At 69.4% G+C, this 15,100-nt stretch carries 13 protein-coding genes; 1 reads left to right on the forward strand and 12 read right to left on the reverse strand.

Annotation, left to right across the window (positions count from 1 at the left end; all coding sequences use genetic code 11):
• The first annotated feature begins 16 nt into the window (after positions 1-16).
• Positions 17-1,795, forward strand: a complete 1,779-nt coding sequence (locus D7Y61_RS12305) for a monovalent cation:proton antiporter-2 (CPA2) family protein (RefSeq protein ID WP_180866478.1) — start codon at positions 17-19, stop codon at positions 1,793-1,795.
• Positions 1,796-1,882: 87 nt separating this feature from the next.
• On the opposite strand, the gene D7Y61_RS12310 is transcribed toward D7Y61_RS12305, so the two are convergent.
• The 12 genes from D7Y61_RS12310 to D7Y61_RS12365 all read right to left on the reverse strand — a co-directional run bounded on the left by D7Y61_RS12310 (position 1,883) and on the right by D7Y61_RS12365 (position 15,099).
• Entirely contained in the window at positions 1,883-5,221 is a 3,339-nt protein-coding gene (locus tag D7Y61_RS12310) for an ankyrin repeat domain-containing protein (RefSeq protein WP_180866479.1), read from the reverse strand.
• Positions 5,214-5,474 (reverse strand): YcgL domain-containing protein, encoded by a 261-nt coding sequence (locus D7Y61_RS12315; RefSeq protein ID WP_180866538.1) that lies wholly within the window; start codon positions 5,472-5,474, stop codon positions 5,214-5,216. The genes D7Y61_RS12310 and D7Y61_RS12315 overlap by 8 nt, the downstream gene beginning before the upstream one ends.
• Before the next feature lie 150 nt (positions 5,475-5,624).
• The gene (locus D7Y61_RS12320; protein ID WP_180866480.1) at positions 5,625-6,128 is read right to left on the reverse strand and encodes a hypothetical protein; all 504 of its coding nucleotides are present in this window, start codon (positions 6,126-6,128) and stop codon (positions 5,625-5,627) included.
• Between the two features lie 52 nt (positions 6,129-6,180).
• The gene (locus D7Y61_RS12325; RefSeq protein ID WP_049398675.1) at positions 6,181-6,621 is read right to left on the reverse strand and encodes a hypothetical protein; all 441 of its coding nucleotides are present in this window, start codon (positions 6,619-6,621) and stop codon (positions 6,181-6,183) included.
• Between the two features lie 62 nt (positions 6,622-6,683).
• On the reverse strand, positions 6,684-7,922 hold the full coding sequence (locus D7Y61_RS12330; protein WP_180866481.1) for a beta-ketoacyl-ACP synthase: 1,239 nt from the start codon (positions 7,920-7,922) through the stop codon (positions 6,684-6,686).
• Complete coding sequence (locus tag D7Y61_RS12335) at positions 7,922-8,653, reverse strand: 3-ketoacyl-ACP reductase FabG2 (protein WP_012512461.1); 732 nt, start codon at positions 8,651-8,653, stop codon at positions 7,922-7,924. Before D7Y61_RS12335 ends, D7Y61_RS12330 begins: the two co-directional genes overlap by 1 nt.
• Positions 8,650-9,105 (reverse strand): dehydratase, encoded by a 456-nt coding sequence (locus D7Y61_RS12340; RefSeq protein WP_032129169.1) that lies wholly within the window; start codon positions 9,103-9,105, stop codon positions 8,650-8,652. Before D7Y61_RS12340 ends, D7Y61_RS12335 begins: the two co-directional genes overlap by 4 nt.
• Positions 9,102-10,283 (reverse strand): beta-ketoacyl-ACP synthase, encoded by a 1,182-nt coding sequence (locus D7Y61_RS12345; RefSeq protein ID WP_180866482.1) that lies wholly within the window; start codon positions 10,281-10,283, stop codon positions 9,102-9,104. Before D7Y61_RS12345 ends, D7Y61_RS12340 begins: the two co-directional genes overlap by 4 nt.
• Positions 10,280-10,837: a DUF3261 domain-containing protein gene (locus D7Y61_RS12350; RefSeq protein ID WP_180866483.1), complete on the reverse strand. Its 558-nt coding sequence runs from the start codon at positions 10,835-10,837 to the stop codon at positions 10,280-10,282. Before D7Y61_RS12350 ends, D7Y61_RS12345 begins: the two co-directional genes overlap by 4 nt.
• Positions 10,825-12,075 carry an NAD(P)/FAD-dependent oxidoreductase gene (locus D7Y61_RS12355; RefSeq protein ID WP_106549972.1) on the reverse strand — a complete coding sequence of 417 codons (1,251 nt, stop codon included), beginning with the start codon at positions 12,073-12,075 and terminating at the stop codon, positions 10,825-10,827. The genes D7Y61_RS12350 and D7Y61_RS12355 overlap by 13 nt, the downstream gene beginning before the upstream one ends.
• 53 nt (positions 12,076-12,128) lie before the next feature.
• Positions 12,129-14,504, reverse strand: coding sequence for an MMPL family transporter (locus tag D7Y61_RS12360; RefSeq protein WP_180866484.1), 2,376 nt, complete (start codon positions 14,502-14,504; stop codon positions 12,129-12,131).
• On the reverse strand, positions 14,476-15,099 hold the full coding sequence (locus D7Y61_RS12365; RefSeq protein ID WP_180866539.1) for an outer membrane lipoprotein carrier protein LolA: 624 nt from the start codon (positions 15,097-15,099) through the stop codon (positions 14,476-14,478). Before D7Y61_RS12365 ends, D7Y61_RS12360 begins: the two co-directional genes overlap by 29 nt.
• Position 15,100 lies beyond the last annotated feature (1 nt).

Here is a 15,100-nt window from a genome sequence, read left to right on the forward strand (position 1 = left end):
ATGACCAGGTATTCCCATGCATAGCGGTGGTCTGGAACTGGCCCTGGTGCTGCTGCTGGCGGCGGTCATCGCCGTGCCGGTGTTCAAGAAATTCGGCTTCGGCGCGGTGCTGGGCTATCTGGCGGCCGGCGTGGTGCTGGGCCCGGACGGGCTGGGCTTCGTGCAGGATGCCGACCGCATCCTTGGCGCCGCCGAGATCGGCGTGGTGATGCTGCTGTTCGTGATCGGCCTGGAGCTGTCGCCGGCACGCCTGAAGGTGATGCGGCGCTCGGTGTTCGGTGCCGGTGCGGCGCAGGTGGCTCTCTCAGGGCTGGTGCTGGGCGGCCTGCTGCTGCTCGACCACTTCCAGTGGAAGAGCGCGCTGGTGGTGGGCGTGGCGCTGGCGCTGTCATCCACTGCGGTGGGCCTGCAGCTGCTGTCCGAGCACAAGGCGATCAACAGCGACCACGGCCGGTTGGGCTTTGCCATCCTGCTGTTCCAGGACCTGATCGCGATCCCGCTGCTGGCGGCCATTCCGCTGCTGGGCGGGGTCAAGAATGAAACACTGCGCTGGGAAGATGCGGCCGTCGCGCTGGGTGCGCTGGCGGTGGTGATCCTGTGCGGGAGGCCGGTGCTGCGCCGGGTGTTCAGCACCATTGCCCGGACCCGCAGCCCGGAAGTGTTCACCGCGACCGCACTGCTGGTGGTGCTGGGCACCGCCTGGTTCATGCAGGAAGCCGGCCTCAGCCCCAGCCTCGGCGCCTTCCTGGCCGGCGTGCTGCTGTCCGATTCGGAATTCCGGCACGAGCTGGAATCGCAGATCGAGCCGTTCAAGGGCCTGCTGCTCGGCCTGTTCTTCATCGCGGTGGGCATGGGCATCGACCTGGACCGCATTGCCGCCGAACCGTGGATGATCGCAGGTGGCGTTGGCATCCTGCTGTTGGTCAAGTTCAGCCTGCTGTACGCGGTTGGCCGTGTCGCCCGGCTCAGCCCGCGGCAATCGCTGCTGCTGGGCAGCGTGCTGTGGCTGGGCGGCGAGTTCGCCTTCGTTGTGTTCAACGAGGCACAGCGCGCGCATCTGCTGGGCAGCGCCAACCACGACCGGCTGGTGGCGATCGTCGGCCTGTCGATGGCGATCACGCCGCTGCTGATGATCGCGCTGCTGAAACTGCTCGGCCAGGAGAAGGCCGCGCCGCGCGAGCCGGCCGACGCCGACAAGGTGGCGCCGGACAACCGGCCCAAGGTGCTGATCGCCGGCATGGGCCGCTTCGGCCAGGTGATTGCGCGCCTGCTGACCGCGCAGAAGGTGCCGTTCGTGGCGCTGGAGGCGAACCCGGACACCGTGGCCGACCTGCGTCGCTTCGGCAACCAGCTGTACTACGGCGACCCGACCCGGCCGGAGATGCTGCGCGCGGCCGGCGGCGAGCACATCGATGTGTTCGTGATCACCGTGGATGACCCGGAAACCAACCTGCGCGCCGTGCGCATGGTTCGCCGGCTGTATCCGGACGCGACGGTGCTGGCGCGCGCGCGCAACCGCCAGCACGCATGGCGCCTGATGGACATGTCGGCCGAGCCGTTCCGCGAAGTGTTCGGCACCAGCCTGGAGATGAGCGGGCGCGTGCTGACCGCACTGGGCGTAGCGTCGGACGTGGCCGAACGCCATGTGCAGCGCTTCCGTGAGCATGACGAGCAGCTGCTGCGTGACCAGTACCTGGTGTACGACGACGAGGCCGCCGTGATCCAGACCTCGCGCGATGCACGCAACGACCTGATGCACCTGTTCGAGGCCGACGCGGAAAGCGACGAAAAGTAGGCGTGCCGGCCSCWGGCCGGCAGCCCCAGCATTCCGGAGGCTTCATGAGGTTGCCGGCCAGCGGCCGGCACTACCCTTTTCCAGGAATCAGCCGTTGTCGCGCAGGAACCGCGCCATCGACGAGACACCTGGCACGCGGGGTTCGAACTCGCCGGCCACATCGATGAAGCCCCGCATCACCGCGATCTCGCGCGGGCTGCGGTTGAGGCTGTCGCGCACTTCCGGATCGGCGCCAGCGCGCAGCAGGCGCTGCACCAGCAGCGGCAGGCCATGCAGCGCCGCCAGGTGCAGTGGACCGAAGCCGCGCGGGTCGCGCACGTCCAGGCTCACGTCTTCGTCCAGCAGGCGTTCCACCGCAGCCATCACCACCTGCTCGTCGCAGGCGGTGCCGGGCTCGGCGCGTGCGCCCAGCAGCAGCAGCAACGGCGTGACCGCACCGGCCGCGGCCTGGTCCGGTTCGGCACCGGCCAGCAGCAGGGTGTCGAGCAGCGCGAGCAGGCGTGAGCGGTCACGGGCACTGAAGCCATACAGCGCGGCACAGTGCAGTGGGCCCAGCTGCTGCGCGTCACCGGCGTGCACATCGGCACCGGCGGTGAGCAGGCGCGCGACGATGTCCGGCAGGCCCAACGCCGAGGCCAGCATCAGCACGGTCACCCCGCCCGGCAGGCGATGTTCCAGCTTGGCGCCGGCATCGAGCAGGGCCGAGACGATATCCACCTGGCGCATGCTGACCGCCGCCGACAGCGGCGTGGCACCACTGGACGCCGCGTGCTGCGGATCAGCGCCACGCGCCAGCAGCAGGTCGGTCACCGCCAGATGGCCACCGCCGGCGGCGCGCAGCAGCGCGGTGCAGCCCTGCGCATCAACCGCATCGACGGCGAAGCCCAGATCGATCAGGCGGCGCACCGCGTCGACGTCACCGGCCATTGCGGCGGCCGGCAGATCGGACTCGCGCAGGGTGCGGCGCGGCAATGGCCACACCCGCCAGTCCAGCCAGTCGGCCAGGTCGCGGCGACCGATCGACAGCGCCACGCCCAGCGGCGTCTGGCCATCGGCGGCGCGTGCTTCCGGCGAGGCACCGTGCTGCACCAGCAGCTTCAGTGCACCTTCGCGGGCCAGCGCAGTTGCCAGATGCAATGCGGTCATGCCGTGGCTGTCGCGCGCTTCGCGATCAACACCGGTCTTCAGCAGGGCCTGCTGCAGGCGCAGCCAGCCCAGGCGCACCGCCAACGACAGCGGCGGATCGCCTGCCGGCGAAGCCGCGAACGGATCGGCGCCACGCTCCAGCAGTTCCAGCGCCAGCTGTTCCAGTCCGCGGGCGGCCTGGTCGTGCTGCGCACAGGCCGCCAGGAAACGCGCCAGGCCACCGCGTCCGGCCGGCGACAAGCCACGCTGCAACATCACCTGCAACGCCGGCACCGCATCGATTCCGCGCGACAGCAACGCGAACATCGGCGTATCGGAACAGGCGTCGCGCACGTAGGGATCGGCGCCGTGGCCCAGCAGCCAATCCACCGCGCGCGGCTCCAGCGCCAGCTCGGGGTCGAGCAGCAGGCCGCCCAGTTCTTCCGGCTGGCACAGCTTGGCCAGCGCGGCCATGCCTTCGGTGTTGCCGAAGCCCAGCGCCTCGCGCAGCAGGGTCAGCGGCGGGCGGTCCGGCAGCAGGCCGCTGGCACTGGCGGCTTCGCCACGCTCGGCCAGGCCGTCACTGACGGCGGCCGGCAATGGATAGGACGGATCCAGCAGGGCCACAATCGCCCAGCGACCGGCTTCGGCGGCGTAGTCCACCGCACGGCGGCCAACCGGATCGGTGGCATCGGCGGCGATGCCCAGCTCGACCAGGCGCTTGATCAGCAATGGCGAGACATCCTCGGCCATCGCCGCCAGCTGCACCGCATTGCGGCCTTCGCCGTCCACCGCAACCAGATCCGGCTTGTGCGGCAGCAGATGCTCGACCACGGCAGCGCGACCGGCACGGGCGGCTTCCAGCCACGGCGTACGGCCCAGCGCATCGCGCGCTTCCAGATTGGCACCGGCACCCAGCAGCACGCCGATGATCTCGACGTGGCCAGCCAGTGCGGCCTCATGCAGCGCGCTGCGGCGCTGGCGATCACGCGCGTCAGCCCGCGCCTTGTGCTTGAGCAGCAGCTGCACGCCGGCCGGATCGTCGTCTTCGGTGGCGGCCGCGGCCAGCAGCACTGGCGTACCCTCGGCCGGCTCGCTGCGCGCGCCGCGTTCGAGCAGGAAGCGGGCCAGACGCCAGTTGCCGACCTGGCAGGCCACGGCCAGCGGCGACCAGCCTTCTTTGTTCAGCGCATCGACCTCGGCGGCAGCATCGCGCAGCAGCGCGGCCACGCCCGGGTCGGAACTACGCGCGGCATGGTGCAGCGGGGTGTTGCCATCGCTATCGGTGGCACGCGAATCGGCACCGTTGGCGAGCAGGGTCATCACCGCTTCGGGGCGGCCGTGCCAGCTGTCGCGGGTGGCGGCCAGCAGCGGCGTCATGCCCCGGTGCGGCGCGTTCACGTCGACGCCGCGGGCGATCAGTTCACGCAGCAGGCGCAGGTCCGGCAGCACCGCCGCCAGCACTGCAAGGCTGCGCTGGTCGCGCCAGTTCGGGTCCGGCAGCGCATAGGGATCGGCACCGGCCTGCAGCAGCTGCAGGCCACGGTCGACGCGGCCGTGGCGGGCGGCTTCATACAGTGCCGGGGTCAGTTCCTGTGGTGCCATCGCCTCCAGCGGCGCGGTTTCGGCTGCCGCGGAGAACAGCGGTTCGTGCTCGTTGCTGGGCGTGGCCAGCGCCCCCGGACGCAGCGAGACCAACGGCGCTGGCGCCACCCGCTGCAACAGCAGGTGCAGCACCGGCGACAGCAGCACCACTGCCAGCGCGGCCGGCCAACGTGCGCCTTCCGGCAGCAGGCCCGGCCATGCCGGCAGCACCACCAGCGCCGCCAGTGCGATCACCAGCGCCGCCACACCGAGACCGCGCCAGGCAGTCAGGTCACGACCGGCCAGCGCCTGCCAATGCTGGGCCAGGCTGCCGTCCAGGCGTTCGACATCGTTCCAAAGCGGCCAGGTGCGCCAGGCCGCCAGCAGGCCGGCACTGACCAGCACGCTCAGGCCCAGCACCGCGGCCAGGCTGCCGCTGTCACGCAGCGCCGCCAGCGGCCAGGCCAACAGCAGCGCCAGCAACAGCGGCGCTGCGGTCCACAACGCCAGCAGCGCCGGCAGGTCCTGGCGCGCGACCACCTTCAACGGCTGCAGCGCGCGGCTGCGGCGCCACCACGACACACCCAGCGCGAACGCCGGCTGTGCCAACGCGGCAAGGATCGCCCCGGCAATGCCGCCCACAGCGGCACCCAGCGCCAGCGCGGCACCCACGGCGAAGGCGATCGACAGAGCGCGCGGACGGGAGAGGTCAGTCATAGTGGCGCGGCATCAGGCTGGCCACCGACGGCGGCACCTGCAGATAGAAGCCACGCTCGCCCATTTCGCTGCGCACCTTGTCCGGGTCGGCCTGGGCGAGGCGGCGGCCGGCATCCAGGGCCACGTCCAGGACGAAGGTGAGCGTGCCCAGCGAGCGGAGCAGCGGCGCAGGCAGCCCGCTGAAATCATCGCGTCGGGGAACGTAGACGTAGGTGTCCGGCTTGAGTTGGCTTTTATAGACGTAGGCGTGCATGTCCACGGGACGATAACCCGGGAAGAGCCGTGATTGTGTCGGAAAGCCGACACCGGGGAAAGCCGTCAGCCGACGATGGCGGCGTGATCGACGGTGTTTCCCCGGCAGGGTTCAGCAATGTGGCGGCGGCGTTCAGGCAACGCCACGCGCTCAGTTGGCCGCGATCTCTTCGGTCATCAGCGGATCGAGCGTGGGGTTTTCCAGCCAGCGCGCCACATCGCCGCCCAGTGCCTCGGCCACCAGCTTCAGGGTGGTGCAGGCGCGGAAGGTGAAGGGCCGGCTGGTGGTGCGCTTGAAACTGAAATTGCCGACCATGCGGCCGTCTTCCTTCAGTTCGCCATAGATGCGCCCCCACTTCGGTCCTGAAATGGCGCCGCCCCCTGCGGCGTGGGCCTTGGTCACGACGATGTCCAGGCGGCGTCCAGCGTCTTCGCCGGGTGCGGCAACCACCACCCGGCCACCGGCATGGCGCACGATGCTGCTGCTCAGGTCGCGGCCAAATTCGCATTCCTGGCGGATCAGCTCGCCGCCGACTTCGGCCCGGTACGGTACCTCGGCGGCAATGCGGATGGGTGTTGCATCGGCGGCGTGCGCGGACGGCGCAGGCACGCAGCAGAAAGCCGCGGCAAGGGCCGCGACGAGCATCGATTTCATGGTGTCCCCCTGTGGACGGCATCCCCGACCGGCGGGCGGGGATGACGGCGGCTTACTTGACCTTGGCGTAGGTGCCCTTCAGCGCGACACCGGCGAGGATCGCACCGGCATAGCATTCGTAGTTGGTGCTGCTCTTGAACTCGTTCTTCTTGTAATAGCTGACGATGTCGACCACGGCGTTGGCGCCGCGCGACTTGGCACCGTCCTGCAGCGCGCGCAGCGCCGACAGCGCGACCCAGCGGCAGGCCTCGGCATCGCTCTTGTTGGCGGCGTTGGTCTTCTTGTTGGTCACGTCTTCGCCCAGGCGCTGCTGCACGCTGACCGGCTGGCCGGCCAGGTAGAAGCGGACGCTGCCGTCGATGCCGGCGTCCTTGGCAGCCTGCGAGCTGATCAGTTCCTGCAGGGACTGCTCCACGCGGGTATCGCGGGCAGAAGCGGTGGAGGCCAGGGCCAGCAGTGCGGTGGCCGTGGCGATCATCAGGGTGCGGCGCATCGGAACATCTCCTTGTCGAGGGTGCGGGTAGGTTGCGGGAACAGCGGCGGTGGGGCGGTGGATCACTCGCGCCAGCGGCGGAACACCAGCGAGGTGTTGATGCCACCGAAGGCGAAGTTGTTGCTCATCACGTACTCGGCCTGCAGTTCACGGCCCTGCCCGGTGATGAAGTCGAGCTGGCCGCAGCGTGGATCGACCTCGGCCAGGTTCAGGGTGGGCGCGAACCAGCCGGCGCGCATCATCTCGATGCTCATCCAGGCCTCGAACGCACCACAGGCGCCCAGCATGTGGCCGACGTAGCTCTTCAGCGAGCTGATCGGCATGCGGCTGCCGAACACCTGCGCGGTGGCCTGGGTCTCGGCGATGTCACCGTGGTCGGTGGCGGTGCCGTGGGCGTTGACGTAGTCGATCTGCGCCGCGTCCAGCCCGGCATCCTCCAGCGCCAGGCGCATGGCCTGGGCCATGGTGTCGGCACTGGGCTGGGTGACGTGCTGGCCATCGCTGTTGGTGCCGTAGCCGACCACCTCGGCAAGGATGGTGGCGCCACGTGCCTGCGCGTGCTCCAGGTCTTCCAGGATCAGCGTGCAGGCACCCTCGCCCAGCACCAGGCCATCACGGCCGGCATCGAACGGGCGCGGCGTGGTCTGCGGCGCATCATTGCGCACGCTGGTGGCGAACAGGGTGTCGAACACTGCCGCGGCAGTGGCATCGAGCTGCTCGGCACCGCCAGCCACCATCACCGTCTGCTTGCCGCTGCGGATCGCTTCGTAGGCCGCGCCCACGCCCTGGCTGCCCGAGGTGCAGGCACTGGAGGTGGTGTAGACGCGCCCGGACAAACCAAAGAACACACCGATGTTGACCGGCGCGGTGTGGCTCATCATCTTCAGGTAGGTGGTGGCACTGATGCCGTCGGTGGTGAACTCGTTGAGCATGCGGCCGAATTCACCGGTGGCCTCGTGGCTGCCCGAGGACGAGCCGTAGGCCACGCCGGTACGGCCACTGCGCAGCACCGGGTGCTCGTGCAGGCCAGCCTCGCGCAGTGCCACCTCGGTGGCGCGCACCGACATGATCGCGACCTTGCCCATCGAGCGGGTGGTCTTGCGGTTGTAGTTCGGCGGCAGCTCGAAGTCCTGCGCCGGCGCGGCCAGCTTGGTGTTCAGGCCGGCATAGACATCCCATTCGGGCATCGTGCGCACGGCATTGCGGCAGCTGCGCAGGTGCGTTTCGATGGTGGGCCAGTCGTGGCCGAGCGGACTGATGGCGGCCGCACCGGTGACCACCACGCGACGATCGGCAGCCATCAGAGCATGCCTCCGTTCACCGAGATCACCTGGCGGGTGATGTAGCCGGCCGGTTCGGACAGCAGGAACGCCACCGTGGCCGCCACTTCGTCGGGACGACCGACGCGGCCGGCGGGAATCAGCTTGAGCGCGTGTTCGATCACTTCATCGTTGAGCATTTCGGTCTCGATCAGGCCCGGGGCCACGCAGTTGACGGTGATCTGGCGGCTGGCCAGTTCCAGTGCCAGCGCCTTGGTGGCACCGATGATGCCGGCCTTGGCGGCACTGTAGTTGACCTGGCCGCGGTTGCCGGCCAGCCCGGACACCGACGACAGGGTGACGATGCGGCCCGGCTTGCGCCGCCGCACCATCGGCATGATCAGCGGATGCAGCACGTTGTAGAAGCCATCCAGGTTGGTGTGGATGACCTGGTCCCAATCCTCCGCCGACAGCGCCGGGAAGGCGCCATCACGGGCGATGCCGGCATTGCAGACCACGCCGTAGTACGCGCCGTGCGCTTCGACATCAGCCTCCAGCGCGGCGCGTGCGGCCTCGCGGTCGGCTACGTCGAACGCCAGCACGCGGGCCTGCTGGCCCATGGCCTGGATCTCGGCCACCACGGCCTGTGCCTCTTCCAGGCGGCTGCGGCAATGCACCACCACGTCGAAGCCATCGCGCGCGATGCGCAGCGCGATGGCCCGGCCGATGCCCCGGCTGGCGCCGGTCACCAGCACGCTTCGATTCCCTGTCATGCCTGTCCACTCTCCAGATAGGCCATCGCGTCGGCCGGTTCGAACACCGACACGTTGGCTGTCGCCCATTCGTCCTCGCCCGCCAGGATGCGGCAGGCGAACATCCCCAATCCATTGTCACCCAACAGCTCGCAGCGCGCCTGTACGCGCAGCCGCGAACCGCTGGGGAAGCTGCTGCGCGCACTGCTGTAGCGGCGGCTGCCGAGCAGGAAGCCCAGCTGCGGCGGCTTGCCGGCCGCACGCGCGCGGCAGCCGGCCCAGGCCGCGATGGCCTGCGCCATGTATTCGATGCCGACCCACGCCGGCACTTCGCCGTTCTCCACGAACAGGCCGGATTCGGGCACCACCAGTTCAGCCTCGAGGGTGTCCTGGTCCCACTGCGTGATGCGCTCCAGCAGGCACATGTCCTGGCGGTGCGGCACCACGTCCTCGATCGCGTACAGCGTATTCATCGACGCTCCAGTGCCAGCACGGCATTGCTGCCGCCGAAGGCGAACGAATTGCTCAGCACCCGCCGCGGCGCCTGCGCCAGGCAGGAGCCCGGCGCGACCAGCGGCAGCACCGGCAGTGCGGGGTCGGGCACGCCGTCCCACCAGTGCGGTGGCAGCTGCTGCGGGTTCTCGGCCAGCAGGATCCAGCACAGCGCCGCCTCGATCGCGCCCGAGGCACCCAGCGTATGGCCGGTCAGCGGCTTGGTCGAACTGGCCGGCACGCCATTGCCCAGCACCTGCGAGACCGCCAGGCTTTCCATCGCATCGTTGTGCCCGGTGGCGGTGCCATGCAGGTTCACGTAATCCACTTCGTCGGCGCCCCAGCCGGCGCGCAGCAGCGCCTGCTGCAGGGCGTCGATGGCCCCCATCCCCTGCGGGTCGGGCGCGGACATGTGATGGGCATCTGCCGATTCGCCCCACCCGGCCAGGCACACCGGACCCGGCTCGCGGGTAAGCAGGAACAGCGCGGCGCCCTCGCCGATGTTGATGCCGGAGCGGTGCTGCGAGAACGGATTGCAGCGCAGTGCCGACACCGATTCCAACGCGCTGAAGCCGGCCACGGTGAAGCGGCACAGCGAATCGGCACCGCCGGCAATCACTGCATCGACGATGCCGGCGCGCAGCATGCGCGCGGCCGACATCAGCGCCTTGGCGCTGGACGAGCAGGCGGTGGACAGGGTCCATGCCGGCCCCTGTGCACCACTGCGCTGGCGCACGAACTGCGCGGCGGTGCCCATTTCCTGCTGGGCGTAATCGAAGCCCTGCGGCCACTGGCCCTGTTCGGCGTGGGTGCGCAGGGCCTGCTCGGATTCACCAATGCCCGAGGTGCTGGTGCCCAGCACCACCGCCACACGCTCGGCACCATGGCGGGCGATCGCGGCGGCCACCGCTGGTGCGATCTGCGCCAGTGCCACGTCCAGCAGGGCGTTGTTGCGCCCGCGCAGGGCCACCGGCAGGTCCTCCAGCGCCGGCAGCGGCGTGCGCACCTCTCCCAGCGCCAGGGTGCGCCCCGGCAGCAGGCTGTCGTTGTCGCTGAGCCCGCCCGGTGCATCGGCAAACAGCGCCGACGCCACTGCGGCACGGCCCTCGCCAAGCGCGCAGACCACGCCCAGGTCGTTCAGGTAGATCGGTGCACTCATCGGTCCTGCCCGGCCATGTCGATCGATTCGATGCGCAGCGCATAGCCTTCGGCACGGTTGTCCAGCTGCACGCTGCCGTCGTCCAGGCGCTGCAGCTGCAGCCACACCACGCCATCGCGCGACAGGCTGCGCTGCTGGCCGTCGTCGCTGACCTGCCAACCGGCCGGCAGCGCCGCAGCGATGGCCTCGGTCGGCCACAGCGCGAACTGCAGGTCATCCAGCACACGCTCGGCACGCACCTGCGGCGGCAACCACGGCGCACGCTGCTGGGTCAGCTGTCGGCCGTCCCATTGCAGGCGCACACCGGTCTGGCCCATCGCCTGCACGGCCAGCTGCACCTGCTGCATGTCGGCCTCCAGCAAGGCGTCGAGATCGCGCTCATGGCTGCCGAAGCGGAAATGCAGCTGCTGCTGCAGCGCCAGCGGCGCCGGCAGGCTGGCCGGCGGCAGGCGAAGCGGCGGCAGTTCCACCTGTGGCTTGGGCATGCGACCGGCACAGGCGGCCAGCAGCAGGCACAGCAGCAGTGCCGCGGAGCGGACGATCAGGCGCTGCACAGTTCCTCCAGCACACGCATGCGGCGGCCACTCTCGTCGGCCACATACGGGTTGTTGGTGTCCCAGGCGTATCCGGCCAGGATGGAACTGATCATGTTGCGTACTTCCGGCTGCTGCTGCGGGTGGTAGATGATCTTCTGGAAGCCGCCCTGGTACCAGCTTTCCACGAAGCGGCGGAAAGTCTTCACGCCTGCGCGCAGCGGCCTGGAGAACTCCGCCTCCCAGTCCACGGTTTCACCGGCATAACGCCGCTTGAGGCACTCGCTGGCCAGCTGCGCGGACTTGAAGGCAATGGTCACACCGGACGAGAACACCGGGTCGAGGAACTCGCCGGCGTTGCCCAGCAATGCGTAGCCGGGGCCCCACAGCGAGCTGACATTGGCCGAGTAGCCGGTGATGCGGCGCACCGGCAGCACTGCCCACTCGGCGTTGGCCAGCAGCCCGGTCAGGTTGGGGTCCTCGCCGACGATGGCCTGCAGCTTCTGCAGGTCGTCGCCTTCGTAGCGCTCGAAGAACGACGGCTCGGCAACCACGCCCAGCGAGCAGCAGCCGTTGGAGAACGGGATCGTCCAGTACCAGACGTCGATGTGCTCGGGGTGGGTGGTGATCAGGATCTTGTTGCGGTCGAAGTCCGCTTCGGCCGGAATGTTGTCGCGCACGTGGCAGAAGATCGCGCCGCGCACCGGGAAGTTGGACGGCGACTCCAGCTGCAGCAGGCGCGGCAGCAGGCGCGCGAAGCCGGAGGCATCGAGGATGAAGTCGGCTTCGATGCGGTATTCGCTGCCATCCGGGCGGCGCACGTTCACCGCCGGCTGTTCACCGGGCTCGACCGACAGCACTTCATCACCGAAACGCAGCGTGGTTCCCATGCGCTCGGCGCCGCGTGCCAGCACGTTGTCGAAGTCGGCGCGCTGCACCTGGTAGGTGGTGCCCCAGCCCGGCGAGAACTTCTTCCGGAAGTCGAAGGCGGTACGCGCTTCGCCGTGCACGAAGGCCGCTCCGTTCTTGTACTGGAAGCCGGCCTCGACCACATCCTGCAGCAGCCCGGCTGCCTCGATGTACTCCATGCTCTGCGGCAGCAGGCTTTCGCCGATGGAGAAACGCGGGAACTGCTGGCGCTCCAGCATCAGCACCTGGCGGCCCTGCTGGCGCAGCATCGCCGCGGCCACCGAGCCGGCCGGGCCTGCGCCGATGATCAGGATTTCAGTGCGTTCGACAGCATCCACAGCAGTACTCATCGGGGCGTCCTTGTTGCTCGATCAGAGGGAAAGAAGAAAAGTGGAAGGCGGGCTCAGGCTGGCGGCAGATCGTGTGGCGGCGGCCGGAACAGCGGCGAGATCAGCCAGACCAGGCCGATGCCGAACAGCAGAGTCAGGCCGAACGCGCGCAGCGCCGGGGTCTGCGACAGGCCCAGCAGGCCGAACGACAGCCAGGTACTGGCCGCACCCACGCACACCGCCAGCCATGCGCTGGCATCGCCACGGTGCTCGATCAGGAAGATGCCGTAGTCGATACCCATGCCCAGCAGCAGCATCAGCGCAAGCACGTTGAACAGCTGCAGCGGCTGGCCGAACAGGCCCAGCAGGCCCAGGGTCAATGCACCGGCAATCAGGGTCGGCGCGAACACGCGCCAGGCCTGGCGGCGGTAGCGCAGCCACAGCGCGCCGAACACCAGCGCGATACCGACCAGCAGCAGCCCGCCCATCAGCTTGCGGTAGTGGCCCAGCAGCTTGGAGAAATCGGACGTGCGGTCGACCCAGCGCACGCCGGGCAGGCCTTCGGCGGCACCTTCCAGCGTGGCCAGCGCGTCGGCGCGCGACAGGTCATCGACCATCACCACGCTGATCATCAGCCCGCCGACCTCACCCACCCACAGGTGACGGAACGGCTGCGACGCCGGCGAGGCCAGGAAGGCTTCGGCGGTGAGCGGCGCGGCGGCGAACTGCGGTCGCTGCAGCGGCTCGCCCACGGCTTCGGACACGGCCGACAGCACGCCGGGTTCCACCTTCGCGGTCAGCGCGGCATCGGACTGCTGGCGCGCCGGCGACGGCAGCCAATCGCTGATCGCGCGATAGCCACCAATGCGCTTGTCGTTGGCCAGTACACGCAGGCGTTCGGTCAGTGCTTCCTCGCGCTGCAGCAGCTGTGCGGCGTCACTGCCCTGCACCAGGTAGAACTGCGCCGGGCTGGGCATGCCCAGCAGCTGGCTCAGGCGGATCTGCTGGGCCATCAGCGCCGGCGGCGACGACTGCAGGCTGCGCAGGTCGTCGTTGCTCTGCAGGCGCGCGATGCCCACCGCGGACAACGCCAGCGCGGCCACCACGAAGATCGCCACCGGGCGGCGGCCGTGCAGGCGCGGGAAGCGCTCCAGCGTGTTGCCCAGCCACTGCGAGAAACGGGTCTGGCGGATCTCGCCGCCATCCAGCCACGGGAACCAGAAGATCACCGTGAGGAAAGCCGCGGCCAGGCCCACCACCGAGAACAGCGCCATCTGGCGAAGGCCTGGGAACGGGGCCAGGCCCAACGCGAGGTAGGCCAGCGCGCTGGTCAGCAGGGCCAGCCACAGGCCGGGCAGCAGATGCCGCAGCAGTTTCCAGCGGCGATCGGCCGGTTCGGCCTGGCGCGACGCAAACCAGTGGATGCCATAGTCCTCGGCCACGCCAACCAGCGATGCACCGAACACCAGGGTCAGCACGTGCACCTTGCCAAACACCAGCACGGTCACCGCCAGTGCCACGCCGCAGCCGATCAGCAGCGAGGCGGCCACCAGCAGGATCGGGCGCAGCGAGCGGAAGGCCAGCCACACCAGCAGCAGCACCGCCGCCAGCGAGCCCCAGCCGATGGTGTTGATCTCCCGGTTGGCCTGTACGGCAGCGGCTTCGGCGTGCAGCGGCACACCGGCATGCAGGATTTCCAGCTCCGGCGCGGCCGCTTTGGCGGCCTTTCCGGCACGTTCCAGCAGGCCATCAAGATGGCGCTCGCCATCGAGCTGGAACGCCGAGCCCGGCGTATCGAACTGCAATGCCGCCCAATGCTTGCCTTCTGCTTCCAGCAGGCCGTCATCGCCCAACCGCAGGCCCGAACCCTGCGCCTGCTGCTGCCACCACTGCGGCCACAGCGACAGCGGGTCCTGTCGCCAGTCGGTCAGGCGCGGCGCGCCCATCAGCCCATACAGCGCGGCCAGCGCCTGCTCGGCCAACGCGCCCGGTTCACTGCGCTGCAGCTGCTCGCGCTGGGCCGGTGTCAGCAGGCGGTCGCGGTACGGCGCGTAAAACGCACGTGCCTCATCGAACCAGCCTTCGATCGAACCACTGGGTACCAACAAGGCGTGGTCGGCGTCCTTGGCCATGGCCGCTGCAAAGGCCGCCTGCGCGCGCTTGGCGGCCGCGCTGTCCTTGCTGCCAAGCAGCACCACCACCTGCCGCGAACTACCGTCGGCGATGCGCCGGGTCACGTCGCTCAACAGGCGGTCATGCGCATCCTGCGGCAGCAACGCGAGGATGTCGGTGTCGATCCGCGACTGCTGGCTCCACAGGTGCCACTGCTGCGCGCCCAGCGCCAGCAGCAGCACCAGCCAGGCCATTCCCAGCCAATGCCACCAGCGCCGCAGCCGGTCGGGTGCGTTCACCGCCAGCGCGTCACTCAAGGCGGCGCGCCTCGTCGGCATCCAGCGTCGCCGGCGCGGTGCTCAATGCACTGAACTGGATCTGCGTGCGGTCCTTGTTGGCCTCGACGATCTCCACCTGGCGCACATAGCGGTCGCCCTGCAGGGTCAGCGATTCGAAGGCCTTGGCCAGCATTGCCGACTTCGGTGTCAGGCGCAGGCGCCAGGCCTGCCCTTCGCGGCTGGCGGCAACGTTGAACTGGCTGGACAGCGCCTGCACGTCGCCGCTCATCAGCGCGAACATGATCGCGTTGACCGAACGCATCGCCGGCTGCTGCCGCGCGTCGAGCTCGACGCGGGTGCTGCCATCGCGCTGGCGGCTGAGGATGCGGTCGGCAGTGACCACCACTTCAGAAGGGAAGGGCTTGAGCGTGGTCCAGATCACGCCGTGCTGGCGCGCGACCACGAACCGGCCCTGCGAGCGCAGCGGGTTCTTGAAGCCGCTGACCTGTTTTTCCTGACTGAACTGGCCGCGCAGCACGTCCGGCCGCGCCACCGTCTGGGTGATCGCGTCGATGGCGGGGTCGGCCGCCTGTACACGCGGAACGGCCAGCAGCAGCAACACACACAGCAGCACGCTCGAAACACGGGCAAGCATC

Origin of the sequence: Stenotrophomonas maltophilia, from assembly GCF_013464485.1 — a bacterium.
In the GTDB taxonomy this organism is placed as follows: Bacteria; Pseudomonadota; Gammaproteobacteria; order Xanthomonadales; family Xanthomonadaceae; genus Stenotrophomonas; species Stenotrophomonas maltophilia_AW.